This is a genomic window from Micromonospora sp. NPDC005299, assembly GCF_042872345.1.
GTDB lineage: Bacteria > Actinomycetota > Actinomycetes > Mycobacteriales > Micromonosporaceae > Micromonospora.
In genome coordinates this window covers 39,484-65,472 of sequence record NZ_JBIAKG010000018.1, presented here as the reverse complement: position 1 = coordinate 65,472, position 25,989 = coordinate 39,484, and the positions used below count along the sequence as shown (strand labels likewise).

Here is a 25,989-nt window from a genome sequence, read left to right as displayed (position 1 = left end):
ACGCAGCTCGACCCTGCTCGCCGGCTACTCGTTCCCGGCCGTCGACCTCCAGTCGCCGCTGCCGGCGGACACGCCGCCGGTGATCGCGCTGGCCAGCGCCGCCACGCTCGGGCGGGAGGTGCAGCAGCGGCTGGTCGAGCACCTGCACGGCGGCGGTCGGCTGCTGCTGCACGGCGTCCTGCCAGAGCGGGATCACGATGGCACCCGGTGCACGCTGCTCGCCGACGCGCTCGCGCTGACCGTCACCGGCCGCGTCGACGACGGGCCGCAGTCCTTCCCGTCGGTGCTGGGGCAGGGCTGGGCGGCGGGCCGGGCCGAGGTCCGGGACGGCTACGCGCAGCGGTTGGCCGGCGTCGCCGCCCAGCCCGTGCTCGTCGAGGTCGGCTCCGGCGAGCCGTGCGCGGTGAAGGTCGCCCTGCGGCGCCGGGCGAGCGCTGGTGATCGCCGCCGACGTGCCCTGCGACCTGGACTTCTGGCGCGCGGCGATGGCGCGGCTCGGGGTCCGCCCTTCGGGGCCGACGACACTGACTGGAAGTCGGCAATCCGGCGGCGCATCCTTTCGGCGCGACGGCCCTACTGCCCCACCCCTGGGCGTCGCGCGTCATCGCGTGCCGCCCGAAGTCGTACTGGACTACGTCAACAACCCGCCGATGAATGGGCGGGCTTGCGGATCAGTTCCACTACTGGTTGCAGAATGGTGCCGCGTGCGGGCGATTGACTGCGCCCCAGTCCTCGGCACCGCGTTCTGCGATGTTGAGGGCTGCATTGTGGTCGGCGTGGGCAACGACCCCGCACGACCGACAGAGGAAGGTTTCCTGGTTTGGCCGGTTGCGCTTGTCGCGGTGTTTGCAGCCGTTGCAGGTTTGGGATGTGTACCGGGGGTCGACTTCGACCAGCGGTACGCCCGCCCGGCGGGCCTTGTAGGCGAGGGCGGAGCCGAGTTGGTGGAACGACCACGAGGAGAGTGTGACCCGTTGAGGCTTCCTCAGCCGGACCCGGTCGCGGATTCCCGTCAGCTTTTCGACGGCGATGCCGCGGCCGGTGCGTGCAGCCTTGGTCACGATGGTCTTGGCGATGCAGTGGTTGACGTTCGCGGCGTGCCGCGCTTCCTTCTTGTTACGCCGGACCAGCAGCCGCTTGGCTGACTTGGTGCCCTTTTGTTGCAGCCTGGCCCGCAGCCGGGTTTGTCGTCGGCGGTAGCCGTTGAGCCGGGTCCCGGCATAGCGGGTTCCGTCGGAGTCGTAGGCGATGTTGGCAATGCCCATGTCGACGCCGAGGAAGCCGTCCGGATCGTACGGGTCCGCCTCGGCTACCTCGACCGTCGCGTACAGGAACCACATGCCGTCACGGTGGATTAGGTCCGACTCTCCGGTCTTGCTGGTGGCGAGGGCCTTGAGCTGATCGGGCGAGCCGGTGTAGGCGACGTCCTTGAGCCGGCCTCGAATGGTCCAGATGGACACGGTACGGGCGTCTGCCTGCCAGGACAGCATCCGGGCGTCGTAGGGCTGGGCAGCGTTCGGCCGGAAAGCGATCGGGGCGGCCTCAGCCCGCCGACGGCGCTTCGAGCCAGGCTTGCCGAGGTGGCCAGCTTTGATGTTCGCCTTCAGGACGGTGTAGGCGTCGGCGACCTTCTTGATCACGTGCTGGGCGGCCTGAGCGCCCAGGCCGTAGTCAGCCTTGATGCCCGCGTAGGTGTGCTTGCGCAGGTCGTAGTTGCGGTAGACCGCCCTCTCGCGGGCCACCATGGCCACCTCGGACGCGGCGGCGTTGCACGCCCGCAGAGTCGCCTTTAGCGTCGCCGCCTGTTCGGGCGTCGGCAGGAGTTTGACCTGCACAACCAATTTCACCTGACCACCGTAGCGCCGGTCCATGTCCTGGATGGACCCCGGACCCGCATGTTCGAAGCGGACGCAGCGTTGTCTACAACCTGCACGTGCATTTGGTCTTCACCACAAAGTATCGGCGGAGGGGCTCACCGATCCGATCCTCACCCGCTGCGAACAGGTCATGCGGGACGTGTGCGCCGACTTCGGCGCCGAGCTGCGCGAGTTCAATGGCGAACCGAACACGTGCACCTGCTCGTGCACTACCCGCCCACTGTCGCGCTGTCGAAACTGGTCAACAGCCCCAAAGGCGTGTCGGCCCGCTACCTGCGGCAGGAACGGGAGCACCTCAGCTGCTACCTGTGGGGCAACCACCTGTGGTCGCCGTCGCACTTCGCCGGCTCCTGTGGCGGCGCGCCCCTCGGGGTGGTCAAGGAGTACATCGAAAACCAGAAAAGGCCAACGTAGCGGCCATAACGGCATTCCTCCCGGCCGTGAAACGGCCGGGACTCCCGCCTTATCGACTGCTGAACTCGATCGTCGGCACCTTCCGGGCCGCGGCTTCCTTGTTGACCTCAACCACCACGTGATGCACGCTCTCTGCAGTCGGGTGTGGGGGTTCACACAGGAACTGTTTTCCGGCTCACCGCTGCCGGATGACCCGGAGATGCAGCCTGCCATGTTCCGCGAACTGCCTGGCAGGTATCCCCACATCGGAGATAACAATGTCCACCCCTCACGACGGGGGGTTGGTCGTCGGCCGAGGCTGCGACGACCAGCTCGAGTTCGAGTTCGCGCTCGACCTCCTGCTAGACGGATTCGACAACCTCTACCGGCAGGGATGGACGTCGCGCGACGCCCGGTCCTGACCCGGGCGACAGGCACTCGGAACTGCACGGCTGAAGCTCAGCCGGCCCCCTGGCCTGGGCCTGCGGCGACGGCGGGGCGTAGGGGCCGTCGTTGTCGGCGCGAGGCAGAAACAGCCGGCATGCGAGAGTGTGGGCCGGTGAAGGTCAACAGCTGGCCGCACCGCCTCGGAGCAGGGAGGCAACCCGCCGATGTTCAACACCGCACGCCTGCAGGTCATCCTGGAGATCGCCCGCCACGGCACCATCGTCGCCGCCGCGGAGCGGCTTCAGCTGAGCCCGTCCGCGGTCTCCCACCAGCTCGCCGCGTTGGAGCAGGAGGCCGGGGTGGCGCTCGTGGACCGGGGGCCGCGCAGCCTGCGGCTCACGGTCGCGGGCCAGCGCCTGGCGGACTACGCGCAGCAGATCGTCGATCTGATGTCGGCGGCCCGCGACGAGCTGGCCGCCCACGGCGAGGGCCGCCAGGGACTGCTGCGGATCGGGTTTTTCGCCACCGCCGGCACCGAACTGCTGCCGCGCGCGCTGTCGAGCTTCACCCGGGAGCATCCGCAGGTCGAGCTGGCGCTGATCCTGGGGCAGCCGCACGAACTGCTGCCCCGCCTGCACCAGGGTGAGCTGGACCTGGTGGTGGTCTTCGACCATCCGCTGAGCCCGGCGCAGGAGTCGCCGTACGCGAAGGTCGAGCCGCTGATGGTGGACCCGCAGCTGGTGGTGCTTCCCGCGGATCATCCGCATGCCCGCCGGCGGAGGCTTCGGCTCGCAGACCTTGCTGCCGAACCGTGGATCACCACCCTCGGCGTGCAGGGCGAGGTGTCGGTGCTGGAGCTGGCGGCGCGGGCGGAAGGCTTCGCGCCGCGGATCCGCTGCCGCAGTGATCATTATGAGGTCGTGCTGGGCCTGGTCCGGGCCGGTGTCGGAGTGGCGCTGGTACCGTCGCTCGGCCTGCGCAACCCCGGCGGGGTGGCGGTGCGGCAGCTCGCCCACGCCCAGCTGTACCGGGAGATCGGCGTGGCGCTGCGTCCCGGCAACCCCAACCCGGTGGTCGGCAGGTTCGTCGAGCGGCTGCGCGACACGGCGTCGACGCTCAGTCAGGAGCTGTCGCAACGGTGGGCGCCGGCGAGCCGGTCGACCGCCGCACCCCAGCGGCGCAGCTCGGCCACGGCGGCCCGCTCAGATCCCGGCGCGAACGCGGCGATCACGGCATAGACGACGGTGTGCCGGCCGGACACGATCCCGGTGTCGGCGCGTACCCCGGTGTCGGTGCCGGTCTTGTTCTCCACCCGGACGCCGTCGCTCGACCACGGGTCGTGGCCGACCGAGTCGGCGACCATCGTGCGGTCGGTGTTCCCGGCGAGCCAGCCGCGCAGCAGCTGGCACGCCTGCGGGCTCTGCCAGGTCCCGTTGGCCACCTCGGCGAGGAAGGCGCAGAGTTCTCCGGCGGTGCCGGTGGCGAAGGTTTCCGGTACGCCGGGGCCGCGCTCGGCGCGGATCCGGTCGTGCACGGTGGTGTCCCGCAGCCCGCTGCGGCGGGCCAGGTCCCGCACGGCGTCCAGGGTCACCAGCCGCAGCAGGGCGTTGGTGGCGGCGTTGTCGCTGACCGTGGCGACCGCCGTGGCCAGGTCGGCGACGGTCCACCGCCGGGGCGACAGCTGGCCGAGCAGGCCGGTGCCGCCGACCTCCCGGTCGGCGTCGAGCAGCTCGACCGGCTGGCCGGCGGCGAGCGTCCGTTCGGCGAGCCGCCGGGCCACCTCGCCGAGGAGCAGCACCTTGCCGACGCTGGCCAGCGGCAGGACCAGGTCGGGGTCGGTCGAGAGGGTACGGTCGTCGTCCAGCCGCCGCACCATCGCCCCGACCCGCACCGCCGGGCTCATCGCCGCCCCGGCACGGCGCGCTGCCGATCCGGTACGGCCAGCACCCGGCCCGGCCGCGCGTCGGTGACCTCGCCGTCGTCCACGACGACCCGGCCGCCGACGAGCACGCACCGCACCCCGTGTGGCGGCGCCAGCGGATCGGCGTACGTGGCGCCGTCGGCGACCTGCCGCGGGTCGAGAACCACCAGGTCCGCGGCGTACCCGTCGGCGAGCAGCCCGCGGTCTCGCAGGCCGAAGCGGCGGGCGGGCATGGCCGTCATCTTGTGCACCGCGCCCGCCAGCTCCAGCAGTCCCACCTCGCGAACGTAGTGGCCGAGCACCCGGGCGAAGCTGCCCGCCCACCGCGGGTGGGGACGGCCCCCCTTCGGTACGCCGTCCGAGCACAGCATGGTCAGCGGGCTGGCCAGCACCCGGCGTACGTCGTCCTCGTGCATGGAGTGGCTGAGGATGGTGACATCGCCGTGCTCGGCGGCGAGCAGGTCGCAGGCGTAGTCGACGGAATCGACGCCGCGCGCGGCGGCCAGGTCGGCGATGGTGTGCCCCTGGGCGTCGGGGTTGTTCGGGGCGGACGCGACGCGGATCAGATCCCAGCCGCCGTTGCCGACGGTGTTCTCCCAGCCTGGCACGCCGGCGACCAGGTCGTGGCGGATCCGGTCGCGGATCGCCGGCTCCGCGGCGGCGGTGAGCATCGCCGGTACCCCGTCGGCGACCAGCCACGGCGGCAACATCGCGTGCAGGGCCGTGCTGCCCGCGGTGTACGGGTAGACGTCGCAGGTGACGTCCAGCCCGTCGGCGCGCGCCTGTTCCAGTCGGGCGAGGGTGCGGACCGTGGCGCCCCAGGCGCGCCGACCCGCGGTCTTGTGGTGGGAGACCTGCAGCGCCGATCCGGCCGCGGTCGCGATCTCGATGGCCTCCTCGAGTGCGGATTCGACCTGGGACATCTCGTCACGCAGGTGTGTCACGTACGGCTTGCCGTGTGTGGCCGCGACCCGGGCCAGCGCGATGACCTCGTCGGTGCCGGCGTTGACGCCCGGGGAGTAGATCAGGCCGGTCGACAGGCCGGCCGCGCCCGCGGCGAGCGCCTCGTCGAGCAGGTGGCACATCCGCTGGATTTCCGCAGGTGTGGCCCGCCGCTGGGCGAAGCCGACCACCGCGGCGCGTAGCGTGCCGTGGCCGACGAGGGCGGCGAGGTGGTTGCGCCGGGCCACGCCCTGCGCGTCGGCGAACTCGGTGAACGACCCGTACGCCGACGCGGGTGGCCCGAACGTCGCGGCGATCAGCTCCCCCACCGGTCCGGTGCGCTCCGGCGGGACCGGGAAGGGGCTGATGCCGCAGTTGCCGCAGATCTCCGTGGTGACGCCCTGGAGCAGCGGCGCCCGGCGCAGCACCTCCCGCTCCTCGTCATCCCCGGCGAGCAGGTCGGAGTGGGTGTGCACGTCGATGAAGCCCGGCGTGACGACCAGCCCGGTCGCGTCGATGACCTCGGCAGCGGGAGTGCGGCTGCCCGGTGGCAGCAGCACGAGCCGCCCGTCGCGGACGCCCACGTCGGCGAGGCGGGACAGCGAGCCGGTGCCGTCGACCACGTCCCCGCCGGTGACCAGCAGGTCCAGCCGGGCCATCAGAGCACCTTGGACAGGAAGGCGCGGGTACGGTCGTGCCGCGGCGCGGCGAGCACCTCCCGGGGTGGGCCCTGCTCGACGATCAGGCCCTCGTCCATGAAGACGAGGTGGTCGCCGACCTCTCGGGCGAAGCCCATCTCGTGGGTCACCACGATCATGGTCATCCCGCTCGCCGCGAGGTCCTTCATCACCTCCAGCACCTCGCCGACCAGTTCCGGGTCGAGCGCCGAGGTCGGCTCGTCGAAGAGCATCAGCTTCGGCGACATGGCCAGCGAGCGGGCGATGGCCACCCGCTGCTGCTGGCCGCCGGAGAGCTGTGCCGGGTAGTGGTGGGCGCGGTCGGCCAGTCCGACCCGGTCGAGCAGGTCAGCGGCGCGCCGCCGCGCGTCGGCGGTCGGGACGCCCTTCACCGCGACCAGGCCCTCCATCACGTTCTCCAGGGCGGTGCGGTGCGGGAACAGGTGGAAGCGCTGGAAGACCATGCCGATCGACTCGCGCTGGCGGCGCAGCCGCGCGTCCGGCAGTGGCCGCAGCCGGCCGCCGCGCTCGGAGTATCCGATCAGCTCGCCGTCGACGTAGACCCGGCCCGCCTGCGGCTCCTCGAGGTGGTTGAGGCAGCGCAGCAGGGTGGACTTGCCGGAGCCGGATGGGCCGACCACGCAGACCACCCGGCCGCGTTCGATGGTCAGATCGATGCCGCGCAGCACTTCGAGGCGGCCGAAGCTCTTGCGCAGGGAGCGGCACTGCACCATGGGCGGGGTCATCGCGCGCTCCCGGTGAAGCGCAGGTTGCGGGCGATCCGCCCGCGCAGGGCTCCCGGCGCGGTGGCGCCGAAGCCGCGGCTGAACCGGCGCTCCAGGTAGTACTGGCCGATGCTGGCGACGGTGGTCAGGACCAGGTACCACAGGGACGCGACGATCAGCAGGGCGATCACCTCGAAGTTGGTCAGGTAGAGCCGCTGGGCGACGGTGAGCAGGTCGGCGCCGGCGATCACCGAGACCAGCGAGGTGGTCTTGAGCATGGAGATGAACTGGTTGCCGGTCGGCGGAACGATGATCCGCATCGCCTGCGGCAGCACCACCCGCCTCAGGATCTTCAGGCGGGACATGCCCAACGACGCCGCGGCCTCCTGCTGGCCGGGGTCCACCGAGCGCAGGCCGGCCCGAACGATCTCGCTCATGTAGGCGCCCTCGTTGATGCTGAGCCCGAGCAGCGCCGCGACGAATCCAGTGACCAGCGTGTTCGTCTCCCAGGTCACCAGCTTCGGGCCGCCGAACGGCACGCCCAGCCCGATCTCGGGGAAGATCAGCGCGATGTTGAACCAGAAGATCAGCTGCACCAGCAGCGGCGTGCCGCGGAAGAACCACACGTAGGCCATGGCGCCGGCGCGCAGGATGCGGCTGTCGGAGACCTGCATCAGCGCCACGATGACGCCGAGCACCACACCGAGCACCATGGACGCGACCGTGAGCTGAACGGTGACCCAGAGCCCTTCCAGGATGACCCGGTCGAACTGGTACTTGACGACGATGTCCCAGTGCAGGTTCGGGTTGATCGCGATGGCCCAGGCCAGCCAGGCCAGGATCAGGGCGATCGCCCCGGCGGCCAGCCAGCGCCCCGGTCGCAGCGGGTGGCTGATCCGGTTCGCCTCCGGCGTCTCCGGGCCGGCGGGCCCGGCCGAAGCCGGGCCCGGGACGGTCGCATCCACCGGGGTGCTCACTTCTGGTCGTTGACCGTCGCGGTCTGCACACCGCTGCCCTGCACGCCCCACTTCTCGAGGATCTTGGCGTACTCCCCCGCCTCGATCAGCTCCTGCAGGGCCCGCTGGACGGCGTCACGCAGCTGGCTGTCCTTCTTGTCGATCGCGATGCCCCACGGGCCGGCCTCGTACTGGGCCTCCAGCACCTCGTACTTGCCGCTCTGCTGGGCCAGCATCTTGGCCACCGGGTAGTCGACGATGGTGGCCACCGCGCGCCCGGCGTCGATCTGCAGCAGGCCGGTCGGGGCGTCCTCGCTCTGCGAGATGGTCATCTTCTTGGCGCACGAGGTGTTCTGCTTCTCGCCGATGGCGAGGTTGGAGCTGCCCTTGGCGAGCACCACGGCGCGGCCGCACAGGTCCGCCAGGTCCTTCACCCCGGCCGGGTTGCCCTTCGCCACCATGATGGCGCCGCCGGCTTGGAAGTAGTCGACGAAGTCGACGGCCTTGCGGCGCTCCTCGGTGTCGCTCATCGAGGACATCGCCAGGTCCCACCGGTCGGCCTGCAGACCCGGGATCAGGCCGGGGAAGCTGGCGTTGGTGATCTCCAGCTTCAGGCCGAGCCGCCCGGCGATCGCCGCCGCCAGCTCCGGGTCGACGCCGATCAGGTCCTGGGTCCCCTCCTTGTACATCTCCATCGGCGGGTAGCCCTCGGCGGTGGCGACCCGTAGGACGCCCTTCTCCTTGAGGGCGGCCGGGACCAGGTCGGCCGCCTTGGCGTCGGCGGCGACTGAGGCGGAGGCACCGGCCTGCGGCGTCTGACCGCTGGTCGAGCGCCCGCAGCCGGTGACGGCGAGCGAGAGTGCGGCGAGACCGACGACAATATGAAGCGCACGCTTCCTGACCACCGGAAACCTCCTGCCTGAGACGATGGCGGGGACCCTATCCGGGATCGGTCAGCATGAACAGCCCGAATGCTTTGCGGGGTGAGCACCCATATCTTCGATGCTCACCAGCGGGGGTGAGACGTGGCAACCGGCACCTTATCCCTACGAAGCTGTCGTCGCCGGAGCGGCCAGACTCGGTTGGGGCCGTCGCCATCGATTGACGGATCGGTCTCTGGCCCGGCCGATGAATTTGAGATGCTGCGGCGGTCTACCTGTCGACACCACCTGACTCGAAGGGACCACCGAATGGCAAAGGTCATCTCCACGCTGTTCATCTCGGCCGACGGTGTGGCCGAGATCGACCCCGATTGGCACTTCCCGTACTTCGACGAGAACATGGGTCGTGCCGTCGGCGAGGACTACGACAGCGGCGACGTGCTGCTCATCGGCCGCGAAACCTATGACAGCTTCGCCGGGGCCTGGCCCGACCGCGAGGCTGCCGGTGGGGACGACGCGACGTTCGCCAAGCAACTCGGGGACATGCGCAAGGTGGTCGTGTCGCGCCAGCCGCTGCAGTTCTCCTGGCGCAACTCGGAGCTGATCAAAGGCGATCTTGTCGACGCGGTCACCGCGCTCAAGGCCGATGCCGGCAGCAGAGGCATCCTCATCCCAGGGTCGATCTCCGTGGTACAGCAACTGCTCGCCGCCGGGCTGGTCGATGAACTGCGCCTGCTGGTGCATCCGGTGGCGGCGCGTAAGGGCCGCAAGCTGTTCGACGACGGGGACACGCCGTACCACTTCCGGGTGACGGCGACGGAGGCCCTTCCGACGGGCGTGATCCGCGTGATCTACGCGCCGACCGCGGCGCCCGCGAAGGTCGGCTACGCCGACGTCACGGATCAGGTGCCCGCCGGGAACTAGCCGGCCTGCTGGAACGTCGAGACCGGCCAGGAACTGGAGCCGAGGTTCCTCACCGGAACCCGGATACCGCGGATTGCGGTACGACAGGTGGATGACCGTCGTCCAGCTACGCCACGACACCGAAGGACGCGCCTGTTACGCCGCGGGCAAGACGCGGATGGAAGCGCTGCGCTGCTTGAAACGACGCCTCTCTCGACCCAGAGGGAGCTCCCTTCAGCGCCGGACGGTCTCGTCAGCCGTAGCACCGTCAGCGCCCTCGTGCAGGAACGGGGTGCGCAGGCGGGTCATCATGGCTGCGCTCACGTCCACGGCCCGCTCGCGCTCGCGGTCGGTAGCCCCACCTTCAGCCGCGGAGAAGGGATTCAGCGCGGGCGACGTCATATCGATCAAAATCTGCTCCAAGAGATGCGAGGCAGCGCACGACTCAGTGGCTGGCAGCTGCAAGCCGGGCGCGGGAAGCGGGCGCCTGCCTGGCCGACGGCCATAGGCCATGGTGCGCCCGCTCCGACAGCCTACCGCTCGCACACCCTCGCCGCCCGCGGTGGAGTGTGACCGGGGCAATGGGCCGTCCGGCGACCCCGCGGGTCTGGGCCCGCACCAGCGCGTCGGCCACCGAGTCGACGCTGAGGGAGTGGATCGCCGCCCTGATGGTGGCCCCGGCCGGCGTGGCGTCGATCAGCCGTTGCAACTCGGCGAGGATGGTGTAGTCGCGTCCGGCGGTCGGGTCGCTCAAGTGCGCCCACACCGGGTAGCCGGCCAGGGTGGCCGATGCCGCGGACACGCCCGTCTGTGCCGCCGCGGCCGCCGACACCCCGCCCGGGGACACCGCGAGCGACCCGGCGAGCAGAGAGCACAACAGCGTGCGACGGACCGCGGCACCCACCCGACTCGCCTTCATGGATAGGGATCGTTGGAGGAAACCTTCTACGTGTCAATGGCTGCTGGCACGATTCTTCGGGCGGCCTGCCGAATGGACCTGTTTGCCGGGCAGCCGAGCTCAGTGGGCGAGCGAGCTCACGAGCCCTGCCGCCAGAGCGGCCCGCTCGAGCATGCCGGAGACGGTGGCGTGCTCGTCGCGGGCGTGCGCCCCCGACCCGACGGCGCCCACGCCGTCCAGCACGGGCAACCCCAGAGCGGCGGCGAAGTTGCCGTCGCTGGCGCCGCCGACCGCAATCTCCCGCAGCTCGAAGCCGAGCTGAGCAGCAAGCCCCCGGGCCCGGGCGAACAGGTCGGCGATGCCCGGCGTCCGCGCCATGACAGGACGGTTCCACCCGCCGTCGACCCGCGCCTGGACCAACGGGTTGCTCGGCCGCCACTCGCGCAGCTGCCGCTCCACCCTCTCCGCTTCCGCGGCGGAGGCGACCCGCACATCGATGCCGGCGTGCGCCGAGCCGGCGGTGACGTTCCGGCGGGTGCCGCCGGCGACGACGCCGACGTTGACGCTCGTACCGGCCTCAAGATCGGTCAGGGCGGTGGCGTGCAGGACGAACTCGGCGAGCGCCGTGATGGCGCTGGCGCCCGCGGTGGGGTCGAGCCCAGCATGGGCCTCGACGCCCGTGAGGGTGAGGTCGAACAGCCCGACCCCCTTGCGGGCGGTCTTGACCGCGCCGTCCGCGCTGGCCTCGAACACGAGGACGGCAGCCGCGCCCCGGCAGGCTTCCTCGATGACGGGGCGCGACGCGGGACTGCCCAGTTCCTCGTCACCGTTGAGGATGAAGCGCACCGGAGGACGGGGCAGCCCCAGCGCGTCGAGGGCGCGCAGCGCCCACACCGCCTGCACCAGGCCGGCCTTCATGTCGAAGACCCCCGGCCCGCGGATGATGTCGTCGCTGACGCTGAACGGAATGTCCTCGATGGTGCCCAGCGGCCAGACGGTGTCGTAGTGGGCCAGCACGGCGACCGGTGCCGCTGCGACACCCTGCGGGGTTCCCGGATAGTCGAGCACGAGCGTGTCGCCGTGGTCACCGCCCGGCTCGGTGCGCGCAGCGGCCGGGTGGCCCAGACGCTCCTTTACCCATGCGCCGACCCAGTCGCGGCCGCAGGCGAGGGCGTCGAGGTCGTCGCTGGGCGTTTCCAGCCGGACGTACGCGGCCAGGTCCGCGAGCATGTCGTCACGATGCGCGCGCAGGAAGCTGTCGAGCAGACCCAGGTCGAGGTGAGTGTCCACACTCATCGGACTGCCTCCGCTTCCACCATCTGGTCCAGTGCGGTCAGCCGGCTCTCGCTCATGGTCGACGGGTCGGCCTCGACCTCGGCGAGCTGACCGAGCATCGCGCGCAACACCGGCACGTCGATGTGGTGACGCTCGGCCGCCTCCAGCACCGGCGCGTACTGGGTGGGAACCTCGGTGGCGCGACGCCGCACGGCGATGTCCCGCCAGATGCCGCTGCGGGTCTTCGTCTGGGTGCCCAGCCAGGTGACGAGAGCGTCGGTGGCAGCGTCGGCGTCCGCCAGGCTCGCGCCGCCGGTGTAGGCGGTGGGCTGGAACGCGTCGAAGGGCTCCAGCGTGATGCGTTCCGCGGCGGCGACCGCGAAGACCTCACGGGCGAGGGTGTGCGCGGCGGGACGGTGCCGGTCGAGCAGGTCCCCCATCGCGTCGTCGGCCAGGGCGGTCGCGGTGAGCATCGCGCCGAAGCCGAGCTTCGACCACAGGAAGCCGGCCACGTTCTCGCTCGCCACGGCGGGACCCCAGCCCTGCAGGGCCTGGACCAGGGTGCGTACCCGGTCGGTGACCGCACCGGTCAGCTCGCCGATCGCCATGGCGCCGGCCCCACCGTCGGTGATGACTCCGGGGGCGGTGACGTCGGCGAACAGGTCGACGAAGGCCGCGATGGTGCGGTCGGCGCCGACGTGGCGTGCGATCACGTTCTCGTTGAGCCCGTTCTGCAGGCTGACCACGAACCCGTCGTCGGCGAGGTGCTTGGCGAGCCAGGCGGCGGCCCCGTCGGTGGCGTGCGCCTTGACGGCCAGCAGCACCCGCTCGAGCGGGGCGGTGACCTGGTCGGGCGTCAGAGCCTCGGTGACCCGCTGCGCCTGCCGGGTTCCGGCGCGCTCCAGGACGATTCCGTCCTCGGCGATGGCGGCGACGTGTGCGGGGTCGGCGTCCACCACGGTGACCTGGTGCCCGGCCCGGGCGAGGTGCCAGGCGACGGTGCCGCCGATCGCCCCGGCGCCGACGATGGTGTAGCTGCGGACAGTCACAGGGTTGCTCCTTGCGTGGGGTGCGGATCGGGTGCCTGCACGTCGCTGAGGCCGGGCCAGTGCGGCGGCAGGGTGGTGGTGCCGGCGGAGGCGCCGCCGTCGACCCGCAGGACGGTGCCGGTGACCCATTCGGCGGCCGGCGACACGAGCCAGGCGACCGCGGCGGCGATGTCGTCCGGTCGTCCGCGCCGGCCGAGCGGGTTCACCGAGACGGCGGCGGCGTACTCCTCGGTCACCGGGTTGGCCTCGCTGTCGACGGTGACGAACCCCGGGCTGACGGCGTTGACCCGGATGCCGGCGGCGCCCAGCTCGACGGCGGCGGCCCTGGTCAGCATCTCCAGGGCGGCCTTGGAGGTGCTGTAGTGGGCGGCGCCGGGGCGGGCTCGCAGGGCGGCGCCGGAGCTGATGTTCACCACGCTGCCGGTCCGTCCGGTCGCGACGGCCAGTTCGGCGAAGGCGCGGGTGGTGAGCATCGGCGCGCGGACGTTGACGGCCTGCACGCGGTCCCACACCGCGGCGTCGAGGTGGAGGAAGCTCCGGGCGGGATAGATGCCGGCGGCGTTGACGACGGCGTCCAGCGGTCCGCCGCGCTCCCAGGCCTTGATGACGACGCGGGTTGGTGCTGCCGGATCGGCGAGGTCGGCGAGGTCGGCGACGTGGGCGTCGGTGTCGGTGCCCAGTGCGGCCAGCGTGGCGCGCAGTTCGGCCTGGCGGAGGTCGACGCCGGTGACGGCCCAGCCGTCGTTGGCGAACTGGGCGGCGATCGCGGCGCCGATTCCGCTGGCCGCACCGGTGACCAGGACGTGCTTGCTCATCGGATTTCCTTGCCCTTGGTTTCCGGCATGGTGGCGTAGACGACGATCCCGATGACGGCGGCCGCGGCGGCGTAGATCCACACCTTGTCGCGGTGGCCGTGGGTGGCCAGCCACGTGGTGACGTAGGGGGCGGTGCCGCCGAAGATCGCCACGGCCAGCGCGTAGGGCAGGCCGATGCCGGTGGTGCGGACGTCGGCGGGGAACTGCTCGGCCATCACCACGGCGCAGTTGGCGGAGTAGCCGACCAGGAAGAAGACCCCGGCGAGTTCGACGAGGAACAGGGACCAGAAGCCCCCGCCGATGATCTGGAACGCCGGCCAGACCAGCAGGAGGAAGCCGATGGCGAACGCGAGCAGGGTGGGCTTGCGACCGAAGCGGTCCGACAGCTTGCCGCCGAAGGGCAGCAGCACCAGGAAGATCGCGATGGCCAGGGTGTTGGCGAGGAACGCGGTGGTCAGCGGGATGCCCTCGGCGGTGTGGGCGTAGCCGGGCATGTAGCTGACCCACATGTAGTAGAGCAGGGTGCCGGCGATGGTGATCCCGACGACCCGCAGCGCGGCGCGGGGGTGCTTGACCAGCATGTCCTTCACCGGCTGCGGCTTGGGCTGCCCCGCACGCCGCTGCGCGAGCTCAGTGAAGGCGTCGGTCTCCTCGACCGAGACCCGCAGCCACAGCCCGACCAGGCCGAGCAGGCCGCCGACGCCGAATGCGACCCGCCAGCCCCAGGTGGCCAGGGCGTCGTCGCTGAGGGTACGGGTCAGCAGCGTGCCCAGCAGCGAGGCGATCAGGGCGCCGGCGCCGACGGACACCTGCTGCCAGGAGCCGATGAATCCCCGGCGGCCGGGCGACGCGGACTCGATGAGGAAGGCCGAGGACGTGCCGAACTCTCCACCGGCGGAGAATCCCTGCACCAGACGGGCGAGCACCAGGACGACCGGTGCGAGGATGCCGATGGCCGAGTACGGCGGGCAGATCGCGATGATCAGCGCGGCGCCGGCCATCATCGCGATGGTCAACGTCATGCCGGCCTTGCGGCCGTGCCGGTCGGCGTAGCTGCCGAGCAGGGCACCACCGATGGGACGCATGAGGAACCCGACGGCGAACACGGCCAGCGTGGCCAGCAGGGCCGCCCCCGCGTCACCCTTCGGGAAGAACTGCGCGGAGAAGATCGGCGCGAACGAGGCGTAGAGGGCCCAGTCGACCCATTCGACCGTGTTGCCGATCGAACCGGCGATCACGGCGCGGCGCTGCTTGTCGGTGAGGGGGACGGCCGGCGCACGGGTGGGTGCGGTCGTGGTGGTGGCGGTCACGGCGAACCTCCGGGTGGTCGCGGTGGAAGGGTGGGGGGACGGCCTGCCGTCGGCTAGTCGGTGCTCGTCACAGGCGTCGACAGCTCCGTCCGCACGTGCTCGACGATCTGGGCGTGGGTGGCGAACCAGACGTCGTCGAAGGAGGCCATGTGGTCGAGCAGCTCGGTGAGCACGACCATCCGGGCGCGGTGGCCGATGATGTGCGGGTGCATGGTGAGCTGGAACAGGCCGCCGTCGGCACGGGCGGCGTCGAACTCGTCGCGCCACAGCTGCAGCACGTCGCGCGGCGGTGTGTAGGGCCGCAGGGAGCCGTAGCGCTCCATCATGAAGTACGGGGCGTCGTCGCGGATCCACTCCACCGGCAGCTCGACGATGCCGGTGGGACGGCCGTCGGCGAGCAGCTCGTAGCAGTCGTCGTCGGCCATGAGTGACGAGTCGTAGGTCAGCCCGAGCTCGGCGATGATCCCGAGGGTGGCGTCGGAGAAGTCCCAGGACGGGGTGCGTACCCCGACCGGGCGGACCCTGGTGATCGTCTCCAGGGTGTCCAGGGCCCGCGCGGCCAGCTCACGTTCGTCCTGCGGTGGAAGCAGCATGTTGCGTTCGTGGATCCATCCGTGCGCGGCGATCTCGTGTCCGGCGTCGACATAGCCGCGCGCCTCGTCGGGATGGAGCAGGGCCGACACGGCCGGCATGAAGAAGGTGGCGGGCACCGAGTGCCGCGCCAGCGCGGCGAGGATGCGGGGCGCGCCAACCCGGGAGCCGTACTCGCCCTGGGCGAGCTTGCCGGGGCGCGTCTCCCCCTCGCGCAGTGGAATGGTCTCGTGGTCGGAGTCGAAGGAGATGGCGACCGCGACCTTGGCGCCGCCCGGCCACGGGGGCGCCAGCCGACGTCCTGCCCGGACCCGGTCGACGTGGCCGCGCCACGTGGCCTCGTCCCACTGCCACGGCTCGGTGGTGGCGCTCATCGGCTGCTCCTCTCGGTGACGGACTCGGCGGACAGGTGCGACGCGGTGGGCAGCCAGGCGCGCTTGAGCGTGTCGAGTTGCAAGGTCGTGTCCGCACGGCGGACGCCCGGCAGGGCGCCGACGACGTCGGTGGTGAATCGGTAGAGATCCGCGAAATGGCGCAGCGACACCTGGGCGCACAGGTTGAAGCGGCCGGCGGTGGCGGACAGGTACTTAGTGCCGGGGTCCTCGGCGAGCCGGCGGCCCGCGGCGTCCAGTTGGGCGGGCTCGACGTCGAGCCAGAGCATGAACTCGACCGCGAAGCCCAGCAGCGTCGGCTCCACCAACGTGCGGAAACGCAGGCAGCCGCGGGCGACCATCGAGTCGATGCGCCGGGCGACCGTGGACTCGCTGGAATTGACCTGCGCGGCGATCTCCCGGACCGGCATCCGCCCGTCCTCGCCGAGGGTGGCGAGGATGGCCAGTTCCAGGTCGTCGAGACGGTCCGGTGGGCGCTCCCAGACCTGGTCCTCGAACGGGCGCACCGGCGTGGGGCGCAGCAGGTCGGCCGCCTCCTGGTCGAGCAGGCCGGTGTCCCAGTCGTGGGCGGAGGTGAACGTCCGCATCACCGTCAACGTCTCGGTGTCGGTGACCAGGTCGGCGCCGGGCAGGTCATGGACGAGCACCTGGGCGAGATCCCGGTGCGTCCGTACGACGAACTCGGCGACCACGTCGACACTGCCCGCGACCATGGCCACGAAGCGCGCCTCGGGCCGGGCGGCCAGCCGGGCCACGACCTCCCCCGCGGTGCCGGGTCGGCAGGAGATCCGGACCAGCACCGGAACCCCCAGGCCGCACCGCAGGACGTCGACGACGCCGATGACGCGCGCGGCTCCCCGGTTGCGCAGCGCGTTGAAGCGCCGCTGCACGGTCGACTCGCTGGCCCCGACCACGCGGGCGATCAGGCCCCAGGGCGCGCGGCCGTCGAGCTGCAGCGCGGCCAGCAGACGGCGGTCCAGCGCGTCGAGGGTGGGACTGTCATCCATGCGACCCATCCTGCGTGACGAAAAGTCGCATGGCAAGGCCATAGCATGAGGATTTCCGTCGAGGATTAGCCTGGCGCTGCTACTTATCGGCACGGATGCGTAGCGGGACGCCGGTCGTGACCCAAAGGCACACCACGCGCCCGACAGCCCGTGTGTCCGACTTCAGGGCAAGGGCCGAGCCAGCCCGCGCCGGGGAGGAAGGCTGCATCAACGCGCATAGCATTGACGCCTTTGGTTATATGCATAACGGGTCCCGACAGTCGGCCCACATGTCGCCCCCGGAGGTGGACGATGGCCCCCGCAAGCCCGCACGCGAGCCGCACCCTGCCCGCCAGAATGCTCGCGTCGCTGTGCGCGGTCGTGCTGGTCGCTGTGGCGACGCTCGCGTGGACCGCCCCTGCGGCGGCGGCGCGCGGCGCGGTCGATCACGGGGAGGCCCAGCGCTCCGGCGAATCGCTGTTCGCCGTCAACATCGACCCCAGCAACGAGGCGGCCTGGCAGCAGTCCCCACCCGCCCGGCTCGCGGACGAAGGCTTCCGTGGGGTCCGTTTCGTGTCCCGGCAGTGGATCCAGCCGCGGATCGACGACCTGAAGCAGGCCGGCCTTCAGGTCATGGCCGTCGTCACCGACGAATCGGGCGGCTACGTGCCGTGGAACGCCGACTACCTGCAGATCGGCAACGAGCCGGACCTCCCCGGCACCTACCTGTCGCCGTCCGCGTACGCCGACCTGTGGGTCCTGTACCGCAACACGTATCCGCAGTTCGCCGGCCGGTTCGTGATGGCCGGTCTGGCGTCGGGTGGGCAGAACGCCGTCGACTACGCCGCCGCGGTGTTCGCCGCCATCGGCGGGCGCGCGCCGTTGCCCGACATCCTCGCCATCCACCCGTACGCGAAGACCAGCGCGCAGGCCGCGGGCGACTTCGACCTGATGTGGAACGCCGCCGGTCGCCCGGTGGTCGCCACCGAGTGGCACAACGAGGAGGACACCTGGAACTTCCAGTGCATGCTCGCCGGCCGGTCCAGCGTCTGGAACTCGGTCTTCTCCTACACCGACGCCATGGTCCCCGGCTTCGGGCTCCGCGACGGCGCCGGCAACCCCAAGTCCTTCTACTACTCCCTGCTGTCCGCTCCCGCGTCCTGCCGATAGCTGTGTAGGAACCGAGGCCCACGCCGACGATGGTGACGAGATGATCGAGTCCGTCGCGGGCGAGGATGTTCCCGGCCTGCACTAGGCCGCGGCCGGTCCCGCAACACAGGTCCAGCCAGCCGGTTGTCGTCTGCTGTGACAGGCGCGGTGGGGACCGCCGAGCCCGGGTGATGAGCCAGTCGAGTGGGTTGAACCCGAGTTCCCGTGTAGCCGCCGCACCGGCATCGGTCCGGACCCCGCGCCTTGGGGCGGTGGCCACCTTCGCGCGCATGCCTCTCACGGCCCGTACGGTGCGGCTGCTCATGCCGGCCGCGCGGCTGTTCCTGGGCCTCGCACTGCTGATCCGCGTCGTCGACGACGGAGCACTGCGGCACGCCTCCGCCGTCCGCCGCGCTATCCGGGGCGCTTGGCCGCCAAGCCGGTGCACCGCTGTGCGGTGGCGAGCTTGTCGAGGATGCGCTGCTTGCCGACCCCGGTGGCCGGCACCGGCTGGCCGCTGGCGGAGACCGTCGCCGGGACGAACCGGCTGTCCACCACCGTCCGCTCGCGTACCACCAGGTTCAGCACGCCGGAGTCCGTGCTGTGCGAATTGCCGTACCAGAGGAAGTTGCCCAGTCCGTAGTGCACGTAGGTCCGGCCCAGCCAGCCGTCGGCCAGCAGCGTGTGCGCGTGCGTACCGACCACGATGTCGGCGCCAGCCTCCGACAGCCTTCCGGCGAACGTCTTCATCTCCCCGCTCGGGCACGAATTGCCCTCCACGCCCCAGTGCATGAAGACGATGACCAGGTCCGCCCGCTCCCGCGCCGATCGCACCGCGGCGGTGGCCCGGGCCGGATCGAACGCCATGGCCACCCCTGGTCGGGTGTCCGTCGCTCGCCACGACCCGGCCAGGTCATGCACCTGTGACATGCCCAGCACCGCGATCCGCAGCCCTCGTACCGTGGTGAGCCAGGGCGCATACGCCGCGTCGGCGTCGCGGCCCGCGCCGAACACCGGGTACCGGGCTTCTGCCGCAGCGTCGAGGGTGTCGGCGAGCCCCTGCCGGCCGTAGTCGAGGATGTGGTTGTTGGCGATCGACACCGCATCCACCCCGGCCGCGCGCAGCGCCGCGAAGGCGGTCCTCGGAGCCCGGAAACGGTACGTCTTCGGCTGCGGGGTGCCCCGGTCGGTCACCGCCGTCTCCAGGTTGAGCAGCGTGACGTCGGCGTCGCGCAGCATCGAGGTGATCGGTCCGAATACCGTCTGCGGATCCTCGAGCAGGCGCAGGGTACGGCCGGTGAAGTGGACGTCACCGGCGAAGGCCAGTCGCACCTCGACCGCAGAGTCCGGCTTCGGCGTCGCGGCGCCGGTGGCGGACGAGGTCGGACCCAGCGTGGCCCCGCGCCAGACCGGCGCCGGACCGGTCGATCCGGCGGCGCATCCCGCCAGCCCGACGCCGACTGCGACCGCCGTCAGCGCCGCCAGCGAGCAACGCGCCGTCCTGCGCTTCACGCGGCCGAGGGTACGCGCTCCGAGCGACGCCCGGTGACCCGGCGGCCACACCACAGAACTCGACCGTGAGGGTCTGTAGCCAGCCGGATAGGCCGAGCAGGTGGACCCGGTGCCAGGCGTCCAGCGCCGCATCCGGGCGGGTCAGCTCGAGCGGCGTGCCGGCCCGTGCCCACCACCAGCACCGCGGCCACCGCCAGCCCCCAGCGGAACGACGCGCGGTGATCGCGCCGGCCCAGCAGCAGCGCGAGCAGTGAGTTGCCACGCCGCTGATGGCACGCTGCAGGTGGAGAACCGCGTTGCGCCGGTGCCGCGTTGTGGGCGATAGTCGTTTCATGATCTCGTACCGGAAGGGCGGCGACGCCCTGGCGCGGTGAGCGCCCCCGCGCGGCGCAACGACGCCGCGAAACCTCCACAGACCGTTCGCAGCGGCGACCCTCACGACCTGTGGCAGCAGGGCATCCGGATCCGCCAGGAATGGCTCGACCACGCCCTCTCCACGCAGCCGGCTGACACGTCGACCGCCGAGCGCTGCCTGACCGCCATCTACGCCAGGGCATCGCGGCCGCGACCCCGCTTCGAATGGGTCGACTCGCCGGACAAGGCGCGCCCCCTGATCAGCGGCTGGCCCACCCTCGATCAGCTCTACGAGCGCATCCGGGCACCCCGGCCGCGCGGGACACCACCGCTGGCAAGCGACATTGCCATGATCGCCTCCCGATTGCGCGGCGCGCTGAGTGCGGGCGTCACGCACACCGATCCCGAACTGTCACCCGTACGCACGAGCAGGACCAAGGAACCCTGGCCCGAACTGGCGCCGCTGCAGGCGCTCGACAGCGGCGTTCCGCTCGCCGTCGTGCTGCACCAAGGCGTACGAACGGCACTGCACCGCAGCCTCGCACACGGGTACTACCTACCCGTGCGGGCGGCGCTCGCCGGCGACGGCCCGGTACCCGTGTGCTGGTACGGGCAGCAGGACGCGTCATGGATCGCCTACTACGACGTGCTGCATCGACTCGGCCTTGCCCGGTACGGGCCAGACGAGGCCGAACACCTCAACGCCTGGGCCGGCCTGGCCCGCTCCTGCGGCTGGTGGTGGCCCGGCGAGGACGTCTGCGTCGTGGTGGACCGGCCCCAGGCGATACGAACCGAGCCGATCCCCGGAACAGTGCACGACCAGATCCGACTGCAACCCCGCGGCCTGCGCTACCGCAACGGCTGGCAACCACTCCTGAGCAGGTGACCTGAGTCGACAGCCGGCCGGGACGGGCACCCGCCAGTCCCGGCCGGCCCGCTCCTCAAAACAAACTCCCACAGGACATCCGCACCCCGGCAGAGAGCCGGTTGCGGTACGGCCCGCCTCCGAAAGCCGTTGAGCGCGGGACAGCACACCGCCGATGGAAAGAGGACCGCTGCGTTCCGGGTGCCGACCAGCGCAACCGAGTGGGCGTCGGGTGGCCTCGGTCTTGCGGCCCTGCCCGGCGGCGAACACCCGCGCCCGGGCGGACAACGTCGGCGGCACATCGACAACCTGGTCGCCATCGGCGAGCAATCGGGTGGCGATGTGCCGGCCGATGCCCTGGCAGCCCTCGATCGCCCAGACCCGGTTCGACCACCGCTTGGCGTACTTTGGCATCGCCGCGTAGCCGTCCCGGCCGGTGTCGAAGCGGCCGCCGCCCACGACGGGTCTCGTCGCCGGCCATACCTCGATCGTGGCGGAGCGCTTGTGCGGGTCCGTACCGGGCGCCTCGACCGAAGCCTGGCCGGGCAACGGTGGCAGATCGATGAAACACGTAGCCGAATCGAGTGCGGTCAGTGTGTCTGGGTCGCCCAGACCGGCTGCTGGGGCTCGTCGTTGTGCACGATGATGTCGACGTGATCGGTCGGGCGGACCGTAGCGAAGTAGAGCTGTTGGGAGGGGATGTAACGCTCGCGCCAGCGCCGTTCGACTTCGGCCCGAGATGACACCCGGCGCTCTCGGATCACGGCACGATCCACGGTCTTCTCGAGCGCGGTCGACACGAAGATGCGCAGGTCCCACCGATCAATCAGTTCCGGGCGCATGAGGAAGACGCCGTCGAAGACCAGCACGGCGTCAGCGGGGGCAGGCATGACCGGCGGGGACAGCGCCTTATCAGAGGTGCGGTCGTAGACCGCGTGTCGGAAGCGTCGATCTCCGCCCGGGCCGAGCGGATCGAGCAAGACCCGGTTCAGCGCGTCGTAGTCGTGGGTGTCGAAGTAGCAGCCTTCGGCCGAGTACTCGCCGCGCGGGTAGCGCTGCGCCCGGGGGAAGAGGAAATCGTCGATCGTCGCGCGGATGACGTCGCGGCCCTGTGTGCGCAAGACGACGGCCAACTCGTCGGCGAGCGTGGTTTTGCCTGCGGCGGGCGGTCCGTCGATGGCAACCCGCGTCGGGTGTGTGACGGTGACGGACCCGACTGCCTCAGCCAGGCGGCCGAGCATCTCGTCGCGGGTGCCTTGGTCCATGTCCTGCCCCGTCCTACCCGCTCGGCCGACACCCGCGGGAAACCCGATGACCGTTTCCTGGACCCGCGTTCCTTCTGGACGTCTGCGCCTGAGCGCGCTCAGGTGATCTCAGCCATGACCGAACAATTATCAGCCGTCTCGCGTCGACCGGCATACACGGATCAAAGGGCAGCAGGACGCGGTCCGGACGACATCCTCATCCGCCGCGGATGGCGCGGTGAGCCAGAAGGTCGTAGCCACGTCCTACGGTGGGGCCATGGACTGGAAGATTGAACTCATTCCGGTTCCGGTGACCGATGTCGACCGGGCCAAGGCGTTCTACCAGAAGGTGGGCTTCAACGCCGACCACGATCACCGGGTGCACGAGGGCCTGCGGTTCGTCCAGCTGACACCCCCCGGCTCGGCCTGCTCCATCGTGATCGGCGAGGGCATCACCGACAAGACCCCCGGCACACAGGAGATCCAGGTTGTGGTTGCCGACGCCGAGGCGGCGCGCCGGCAACTGCTCGACGCCGGCGTCGATGCCAGCGAGGTGGAGGTGCAGCCATGGGGCAACTTCGTCCACTTCGGCGATCCTGACGGCAACAGGTGGTCGCTGCAGGCGATCGAGTCACGCCCGAACGGCTGATCGACGATCACATCCTGGGGCCGGGAGCACTCGGGCCGGGCCGGCCTGCGTAGGGTCGATGGGTGGCACGAGTGCTGGTGACGGGCATGTCGGGCGCGGGTAAGAGCACCCTGCTGATTGAGCTGTCCCGTCGCGGCTACGACACCATCGACACCGACTATGACAGTTGGACATTGCCGGACGGCGACTGGGACGAGCCACGGATGGCAGCTCTGCTCGCAGACCGGCCCGTGGTCGTCGTATCGGGCACGGTGGCGAACCAGGGCCACTTCTACGACCGTTTCGACCACGTCGTCCTGCTGAGTGCACCACTCGACGTCCTGCTCGATCGGGTTACGGCGCGGTCGACCAACCCGTACGGGAAGACCGCCGAGCATCGCGCCGATATCGCGCACTACGTGCGCGAGGTGGAGCCGCTGCTCCGACGCGGCGCCACGCTGGAACTCGACGGCCAACGCCCAGTGGGAGAGCTGGCCGACATCATCGAGCAGTTGATCGGTCCGGCGCCCCGGCCGCCCGGCGGCGGGCGAGCCAGCCGACCAGCGCGAGCAGCACCAACGCCTCCGCGACCAGGATCACTACCGCCCACCCGCCGCCGGTCCAGCGGGCCAGCGTGACGTACCAGTAGCGCACAAGCCACCGTGACCAGCGTGACCGCGAACGCCAGCGACGCAAGTCCGTAGAGCGCGTACGCCACCTGGTCCCGAGCCCGGTAGCCGCGCACCGCCGCAGGGCCGCGGCGGAGCAGCCGGCCCCAGAAGCGGTAGCTGTCGGTGCGCAGGTCGGCGAGGTTCAAGGCGTGGCTAAGCATGTACGGCAGCCCAGGTTCGACAGAACCACCACGTGTGGAGGGCCGGCCGGACGGTGCCGGCCCTCCATCCCGTCAGGCGGCGTCGAGGGCTTCGGTGATCTTGCGGGTCATCTCCGCCATGGTGCGGCTGGGCTCGCCCTTGTGGGCTCGGGTGGCTGCCTCGATGGCGACGATGACGGCGCGAAGGCGTGTATCTCTGCAATACGGGCACCGACACCGTCCGGTTGCTCACCGGCGTTGAATGGGCAGTCCTGCGGCCCGGTGACGTCGAGCTGGCAGAGCGTGCAGGGCTCCCCCGGCCGGATCGGGCAGGTCGCGGCCGGTCGGGCCGCTCTGGTCGCGGTGCTCACATCTCTACGGTCCGCGGCGTCGGGTGGTCCGTTCAGGGTCACTGGTCCCGAAATCCGCCGTCACCGGCCCGCCTGGGGTGCAGAAGCCCACCGAGCCGGAGCCGCGACGAGACGAGCCCGGGCGCCACGTGATCCGTGGCGCCCGGGCGGTCGGACCTGCGATCAGGGCACCATCCAGCTCAGGACCGGGGAGCCCTGGAGCGCGACCAGCACGCACATGAACAGCAGCAGCACGAGGCTCCAGCCGAACACCTTCCGGAAGATCTCCCCCTCTCGGCCGGCCATGCCGACCGCGGCGGCGGCGATCGCCAGGTTCTGCGGGCTGATCATCTTGCCCAGCACTCCCCCGGACGAGTTGGCCGCGGCCAGCAGCAGCGGGTCCAGCCCGGCCCGGGCCGCCGTCTGCACCTGCAACGCGCCGAACAGCGCGTTGGCGGAGGTGTCCGAGCCGGTCACCGCGACGCCGATCCAGCCGAGGATCGCCGACAGGAAGACGAACGCCCCGCCGGCCGCGGCGAGGAACGCGCCGAGGGTGTTGGTCTGGCCGGACTGGTTCATCACGTACGCCAGGGCGAGCACCGCCATCACCGTGACGATCGCGTAGCGCAGCTCGACGTAGGTGCGGCCGTACGCGCGCAGCGCCCGGCCCGCCGAGACCCGCAGCAGCAGCGCGGTCAGGATGCCGGCGAGGATCATCAGGGTGCCCGCCGCGGGCAGCCAGTTGAAGGTGAACGTCACCGAGGACAGCGGCTTGCCGTTGCCGCCCAGGATGTCCAGCCCCGGCCAGGGGAACTTCACCGTCCACGGCTCCTTCGCCAGGGCCGTCTTCACCGCGCCGAGGTTGGCGATGGAGAAGATCGCGATGATGATCAGGTAGGGCGCGTACGCCCGGGCGACCTCGGCCGGCGTGTCCGCGATCCGCCGACCGCCCGCCGTGGCGGCGCGCACCTGGTCGGCGGGCCGCGGCTCCAGGTCGTCGTCGCCGCGGTGCCGGCCGCCGGGAGCGGTCTCGTCGATGCGCGGATCACCCGGCGGGGTCTGCCCACCGGAACCGCCCAGTCCGGGGGCGGCGGTGCTGGTCGTATCGGAGCGGGTACCCACGGCGGCGCGGACCGTGCCGGGGCCGGCCAGCTCCGCGTCGACTGCCCCGCGGGCGGCCGGCACGGCGGCGGCCTCCGGCTCCCGGCCGAGGTCGGCGGGGGTGACCGGACGCCAGACGCGGACCAGCAGCACCACGGCGGCGGCCGAGACCAGCGCGGCGACGATGTCGGTCAGCGGCACCGAGATGTAGTTCGCCGCGACGAACTGCGCCAGGCCGAAGCTCACCCCGGCGACCAGCGCGGCCGGCCAGGTCTGGCGGATGCCGCGCCGCCCGTCGACCAGGGCCACCAGCATCAGCGGTACGACCACCGCGAGGATCGGGGTCTGCCGGCCGACCATCGCGCCGAGGGTGTCGACGGTGAGCCGGGGGTCGGGGTTGGCGCCACTGCTGACGCTGGCCAGCGTGACGATCGGGGTGGCGAGCGCGCCGAAGGCCACCGGCGCGGTGTTGGCCAGCAGCGACACCGAGGCGGCGTGGATCGGGCGGAACCCGAGCGCCATCAGCATCACCACGGTGATCGCCACCGGCGTGCCGAAGCCGGCCAGCGCCTCCAGCAGCGCACCGAAGCAGAACGCGATGATGATCGCCTGGATACGCATGTCCGGGCTGACCCGTTCGAAGGAGCGGCGCAGCACGTCGAAATGCCCGCTCTCGACGGTGAGGTTGTAGACCCAGATCGCGTTGATGACGATCCACAGGATCGGGAAGAAGCCGAAGGCGGCGCCCTCGGTGGCCGAGAGCACGGCCTGCCCGATCGGCATGGCGTAGACGGCGATGGCCACGATCAGGGCGACCACGAGGGAGATCACGCCGGCCAACCAGGCCTTGACCTTCATGACGCCGAGCAGGACGAAGAGGGTGAGCAGGGGCAGGACCGCGAAGATGGCCGAGAGCGCGACGGAGTCACCGACGGGATCGGTGACGACCTTGAACTGGTCGAACATGGGTCACCTCGACGCTATGGGGGACGGGGGT

General features: G+C 71.0%; 26 protein-coding genes and 1 pseudogene. 9 read left to right on the top strand and 18 right to left on the bottom strand.

Going from position 1 to position 25,989, the window contains the following annotated elements; genetic code table 11:
- The first annotated feature begins 79 nt into the window (after positions 1-79).
- The gene (locus ACFYPD_RS31975; RefSeq protein ID WP_387121809.1) at positions 80-718 is read left to right on the top strand and encodes a hypothetical protein; all 639 of its coding nucleotides are present in this window, start codon (positions 80-82) and stop codon (positions 716-718) included.
- Here the strand turns inward: ACFYPD_RS31975 and ACFYPD_RS31970 are convergent.
- Complete coding sequence (locus ACFYPD_RS31970; RefSeq protein WP_387121806.1) at positions 681-1,871, bottom strand: RNA-guided endonuclease InsQ/TnpB family protein; 1,191 nt, start codon at positions 1,869-1,871, stop codon at positions 681-683. The two genes, ACFYPD_RS31975 and ACFYPD_RS31970, sit on opposite strands and share 38 nt — an antisense overlap.
- On the opposite strand from ACFYPD_RS31970, the pseudogene tnpA reads away from it, so the two are divergent.
- The 3 genes and pseudogenes from tnpA (at position 1,841) to ACFYPD_RS31955 (ending at position 3,895) form a co-directional block, all read left to right on the top strand.
- Positions 1,841-2,291 (top strand): annotated as a pseudogene (tnpA, locus tag ACFYPD_RS31965) (IS200/IS605 family transposase). The gene ACFYPD_RS31970 and the pseudogene tnpA overlap by 31 nt on opposite strands.
- A 257-nt stretch (positions 2,292-2,548) precedes the next feature.
- On the top strand, positions 2,549-2,692 hold the full coding sequence (locus ACFYPD_RS31960) for a hypothetical protein (RefSeq protein WP_387121803.1): 144 nt from the start codon (positions 2,549-2,551) through the stop codon (positions 2,690-2,692).
- 189 nt (positions 2,693-2,881) lie between these two features.
- Positions 2,882-3,895: a LysR family transcriptional regulator gene (locus ACFYPD_RS31955; RefSeq protein WP_387121800.1), complete on the top strand. Its 1,014-nt coding sequence runs from the start codon at positions 2,882-2,884 to the stop codon at positions 3,893-3,895.
- Here the strand turns inward: ACFYPD_RS31955 and ACFYPD_RS31950 are convergent.
- From ACFYPD_RS31950 to ACFYPD_RS31930, 5 genes are read right to left on the bottom strand one after another with little or no spacing between them, the layout of a single operon-like run.
- Positions 3,778-4,560, bottom strand: a complete 783-nt coding sequence (locus tag ACFYPD_RS31950; RefSeq protein WP_387121797.1) for a serine hydrolase — start codon at positions 4,558-4,560, stop codon at positions 3,778-3,780. The genes ACFYPD_RS31955 and ACFYPD_RS31950 overlap by 118 nt on opposite strands.
- Entirely contained in the window at positions 4,557-6,179 is a 1,623-nt protein-coding gene (locus ACFYPD_RS31945; protein WP_387121794.1) for an amidohydrolase family protein, read from the bottom strand. The genes ACFYPD_RS31950 and ACFYPD_RS31945 overlap by 4 nt, the downstream gene beginning before the upstream one ends.
- Positions 6,179-6,943, bottom strand: coding sequence for an amino acid ABC transporter ATP-binding protein (locus ACFYPD_RS31940; protein ID WP_387121791.1), 765 nt, complete (start codon positions 6,941-6,943; stop codon positions 6,179-6,181). Before ACFYPD_RS31940 ends, ACFYPD_RS31945 begins: the two co-directional genes overlap by 1 nt.
- Positions 6,940-7,887 (bottom strand): amino acid ABC transporter permease, encoded by a 948-nt coding sequence (locus ACFYPD_RS31935; protein WP_387121788.1) that lies wholly within the window; start codon positions 7,885-7,887, stop codon positions 6,940-6,942. The genes ACFYPD_RS31940 and ACFYPD_RS31935 overlap by 4 nt, the downstream gene beginning before the upstream one ends.
- An 8-nt stretch (positions 7,888-7,895) precedes the next feature.
- Positions 7,896-8,783 (bottom strand): ABC transporter substrate-binding protein, encoded by an 888-nt coding sequence (locus ACFYPD_RS31930; RefSeq protein WP_387121785.1) that lies wholly within the window; start codon positions 8,781-8,783, stop codon positions 7,896-7,898.
- Positions 8,784-9,068: 285 nt separating this feature from the next.
- On the opposite strand from ACFYPD_RS31930, the gene ACFYPD_RS31925 reads away from it, so the two are divergent.
- On the top strand, positions 9,069-9,683 hold the full coding sequence (locus tag ACFYPD_RS31925) for a dihydrofolate reductase family protein (RefSeq protein WP_387121782.1): 615 nt from the start codon (positions 9,069-9,071) through the stop codon (positions 9,681-9,683).
- A 213-nt stretch (positions 9,684-9,896) separates the two neighbouring features.
- Here ACFYPD_RS31925 and ACFYPD_RS31920 read toward each other — a convergent pair whose 3' ends face one another.
- The 8 genes from ACFYPD_RS31920 to ACFYPD_RS31885 form a co-directional block, all read right to left on the bottom strand.
- Positions 9,897-10,085: a hypothetical protein gene (locus tag ACFYPD_RS31920; protein ID WP_387121779.1), complete on the bottom strand. Its 189-nt coding sequence runs from the start codon at positions 10,083-10,085 to the stop codon at positions 9,897-9,899.
- Positions 10,086-10,107: 22 nt separating this feature from the next.
- Positions 10,108-10,566, bottom strand: a complete 459-nt coding sequence (locus ACFYPD_RS31915) for a hypothetical protein (RefSeq protein WP_387121776.1) — start codon at positions 10,564-10,566, stop codon at positions 10,108-10,110.
- A 114-nt stretch (positions 10,567-10,680) separates the two neighbouring features.
- Positions 10,681-11,856 carry a M20 family metallopeptidase gene (locus ACFYPD_RS31910; RefSeq protein ID WP_387121773.1) on the bottom strand — a complete coding sequence of 392 codons (1,176 nt, stop codon included), beginning with the start codon at positions 11,854-11,856 and terminating at the stop codon, positions 10,681-10,683.
- Complete coding sequence (locus tag ACFYPD_RS31905) at positions 11,853-12,884, bottom strand: ketopantoate reductase family protein (protein ID WP_387121770.1); 1,032 nt, start codon at positions 12,882-12,884, stop codon at positions 11,853-11,855. Before ACFYPD_RS31905 ends, ACFYPD_RS31910 begins: the two co-directional genes overlap by 4 nt.
- Positions 12,881-13,699, bottom strand: a complete 819-nt coding sequence (locus ACFYPD_RS31900; RefSeq protein ID WP_387121767.1) for an SDR family NAD(P)-dependent oxidoreductase — start codon at positions 13,697-13,699, stop codon at positions 12,881-12,883. Before ACFYPD_RS31900 ends, ACFYPD_RS31905 begins: the two co-directional genes overlap by 4 nt.
- Positions 13,696-15,009, bottom strand: a complete 1,314-nt coding sequence (locus ACFYPD_RS31895; protein ID WP_387121764.1) for an MFS transporter — start codon at positions 15,007-15,009, stop codon at positions 13,696-13,698. Before ACFYPD_RS31895 ends, ACFYPD_RS31900 begins: the two co-directional genes overlap by 4 nt.
- Before the next feature lie 53 nt (positions 15,010-15,062).
- Positions 15,063-15,974, bottom strand: a complete 912-nt coding sequence (locus ACFYPD_RS31890; protein ID WP_387121761.1) for a polysaccharide deacetylase — start codon at positions 15,972-15,974, stop codon at positions 15,063-15,065.
- On the bottom strand, positions 15,971-16,999 hold the full coding sequence (locus ACFYPD_RS31885) for an Lrp/AsnC family transcriptional regulator (protein WP_387121756.1): 1,029 nt from the start codon (positions 16,997-16,999) through the stop codon (positions 15,971-15,973). Before ACFYPD_RS31885 ends, ACFYPD_RS31890 begins: the two co-directional genes overlap by 4 nt.
- A gap of 291 nt (positions 17,000-17,290) precedes the next feature.
- Between ACFYPD_RS31885 and ACFYPD_RS31880 the strand changes: the two genes are divergently transcribed.
- The gene (locus ACFYPD_RS31880) at positions 17,291-18,148 is read left to right on the top strand and encodes a glycosyl hydrolase (RefSeq protein ID WP_387121753.1); all 858 of its coding nucleotides are present in this window, start codon (positions 17,291-17,293) and stop codon (positions 18,146-18,148) included.
- A 393-nt stretch (positions 18,149-18,541) separates the two neighbouring features.
- On the opposite strand, the gene ACFYPD_RS31875 is transcribed toward ACFYPD_RS31880, so the two are convergent.
- Complete coding sequence (locus ACFYPD_RS31875; RefSeq protein WP_387121750.1) at positions 18,542-19,639, bottom strand: CapA family protein; 1,098 nt, start codon at positions 19,637-19,639, stop codon at positions 18,542-18,544.
- A 370-nt stretch (positions 19,640-20,009) separates the two neighbouring features.
- Between ACFYPD_RS31875 and ACFYPD_RS31870 the strand changes: the two genes are divergently transcribed.
- Positions 20,010-20,879 (top strand): DUF6745 domain-containing protein, encoded by an 870-nt coding sequence (locus ACFYPD_RS31870; protein ID WP_387121748.1) that lies wholly within the window; start codon positions 20,010-20,012, stop codon positions 20,877-20,879.
- A gap of 569 nt (positions 20,880-21,448) precedes the next feature.
- Here the strand turns inward: ACFYPD_RS31870 and ACFYPD_RS31865 are convergent.
- Entirely contained in the window at positions 21,449-22,123 is a 675-nt protein-coding gene (locus ACFYPD_RS31865; protein ID WP_387121745.1) for a cytidylate kinase family protein, read from the bottom strand.
- Between the two features lie 256 nt (positions 22,124-22,379).
- Between ACFYPD_RS31865 and ACFYPD_RS31860 the strand changes: the two genes are divergently transcribed.
- On the top strand, positions 22,380-22,751 hold the full coding sequence (locus tag ACFYPD_RS31860; RefSeq protein ID WP_387121742.1) for a glyoxalase superfamily protein: 372 nt from the start codon (positions 22,380-22,382) through the stop codon (positions 22,749-22,751).
- Between the two features lie 62 nt (positions 22,752-22,813).
- Positions 22,814-23,368 (top strand): AAA family ATPase, encoded by a 555-nt coding sequence (locus ACFYPD_RS31855; protein ID WP_387121739.1) that lies wholly within the window; start codon positions 22,814-22,816, stop codon positions 23,366-23,368.
- A gap of 301 nt (positions 23,369-23,669) precedes the next feature.
- On the opposite strand, the gene ACFYPD_RS31850 is transcribed toward ACFYPD_RS31855, so the two are convergent.
- Positions 23,670-23,912 carry a DUF6767 domain-containing protein gene (locus ACFYPD_RS31850; RefSeq protein ID WP_387121736.1) on the bottom strand — a complete coding sequence of 81 codons (243 nt, stop codon included), beginning with the start codon at positions 23,910-23,912 and terminating at the stop codon, positions 23,670-23,672.
- Positions 23,913-24,074: 162 nt separating this feature from the next.
- Positions 24,075-25,958, bottom strand: a complete 1,884-nt coding sequence (locus ACFYPD_RS31845) for an L-lactate permease (protein WP_387121733.1) — start codon at positions 25,956-25,958, stop codon at positions 24,075-24,077.
- Between the last annotated feature and the right edge of the window lie 31 nt (positions 25,959-25,989).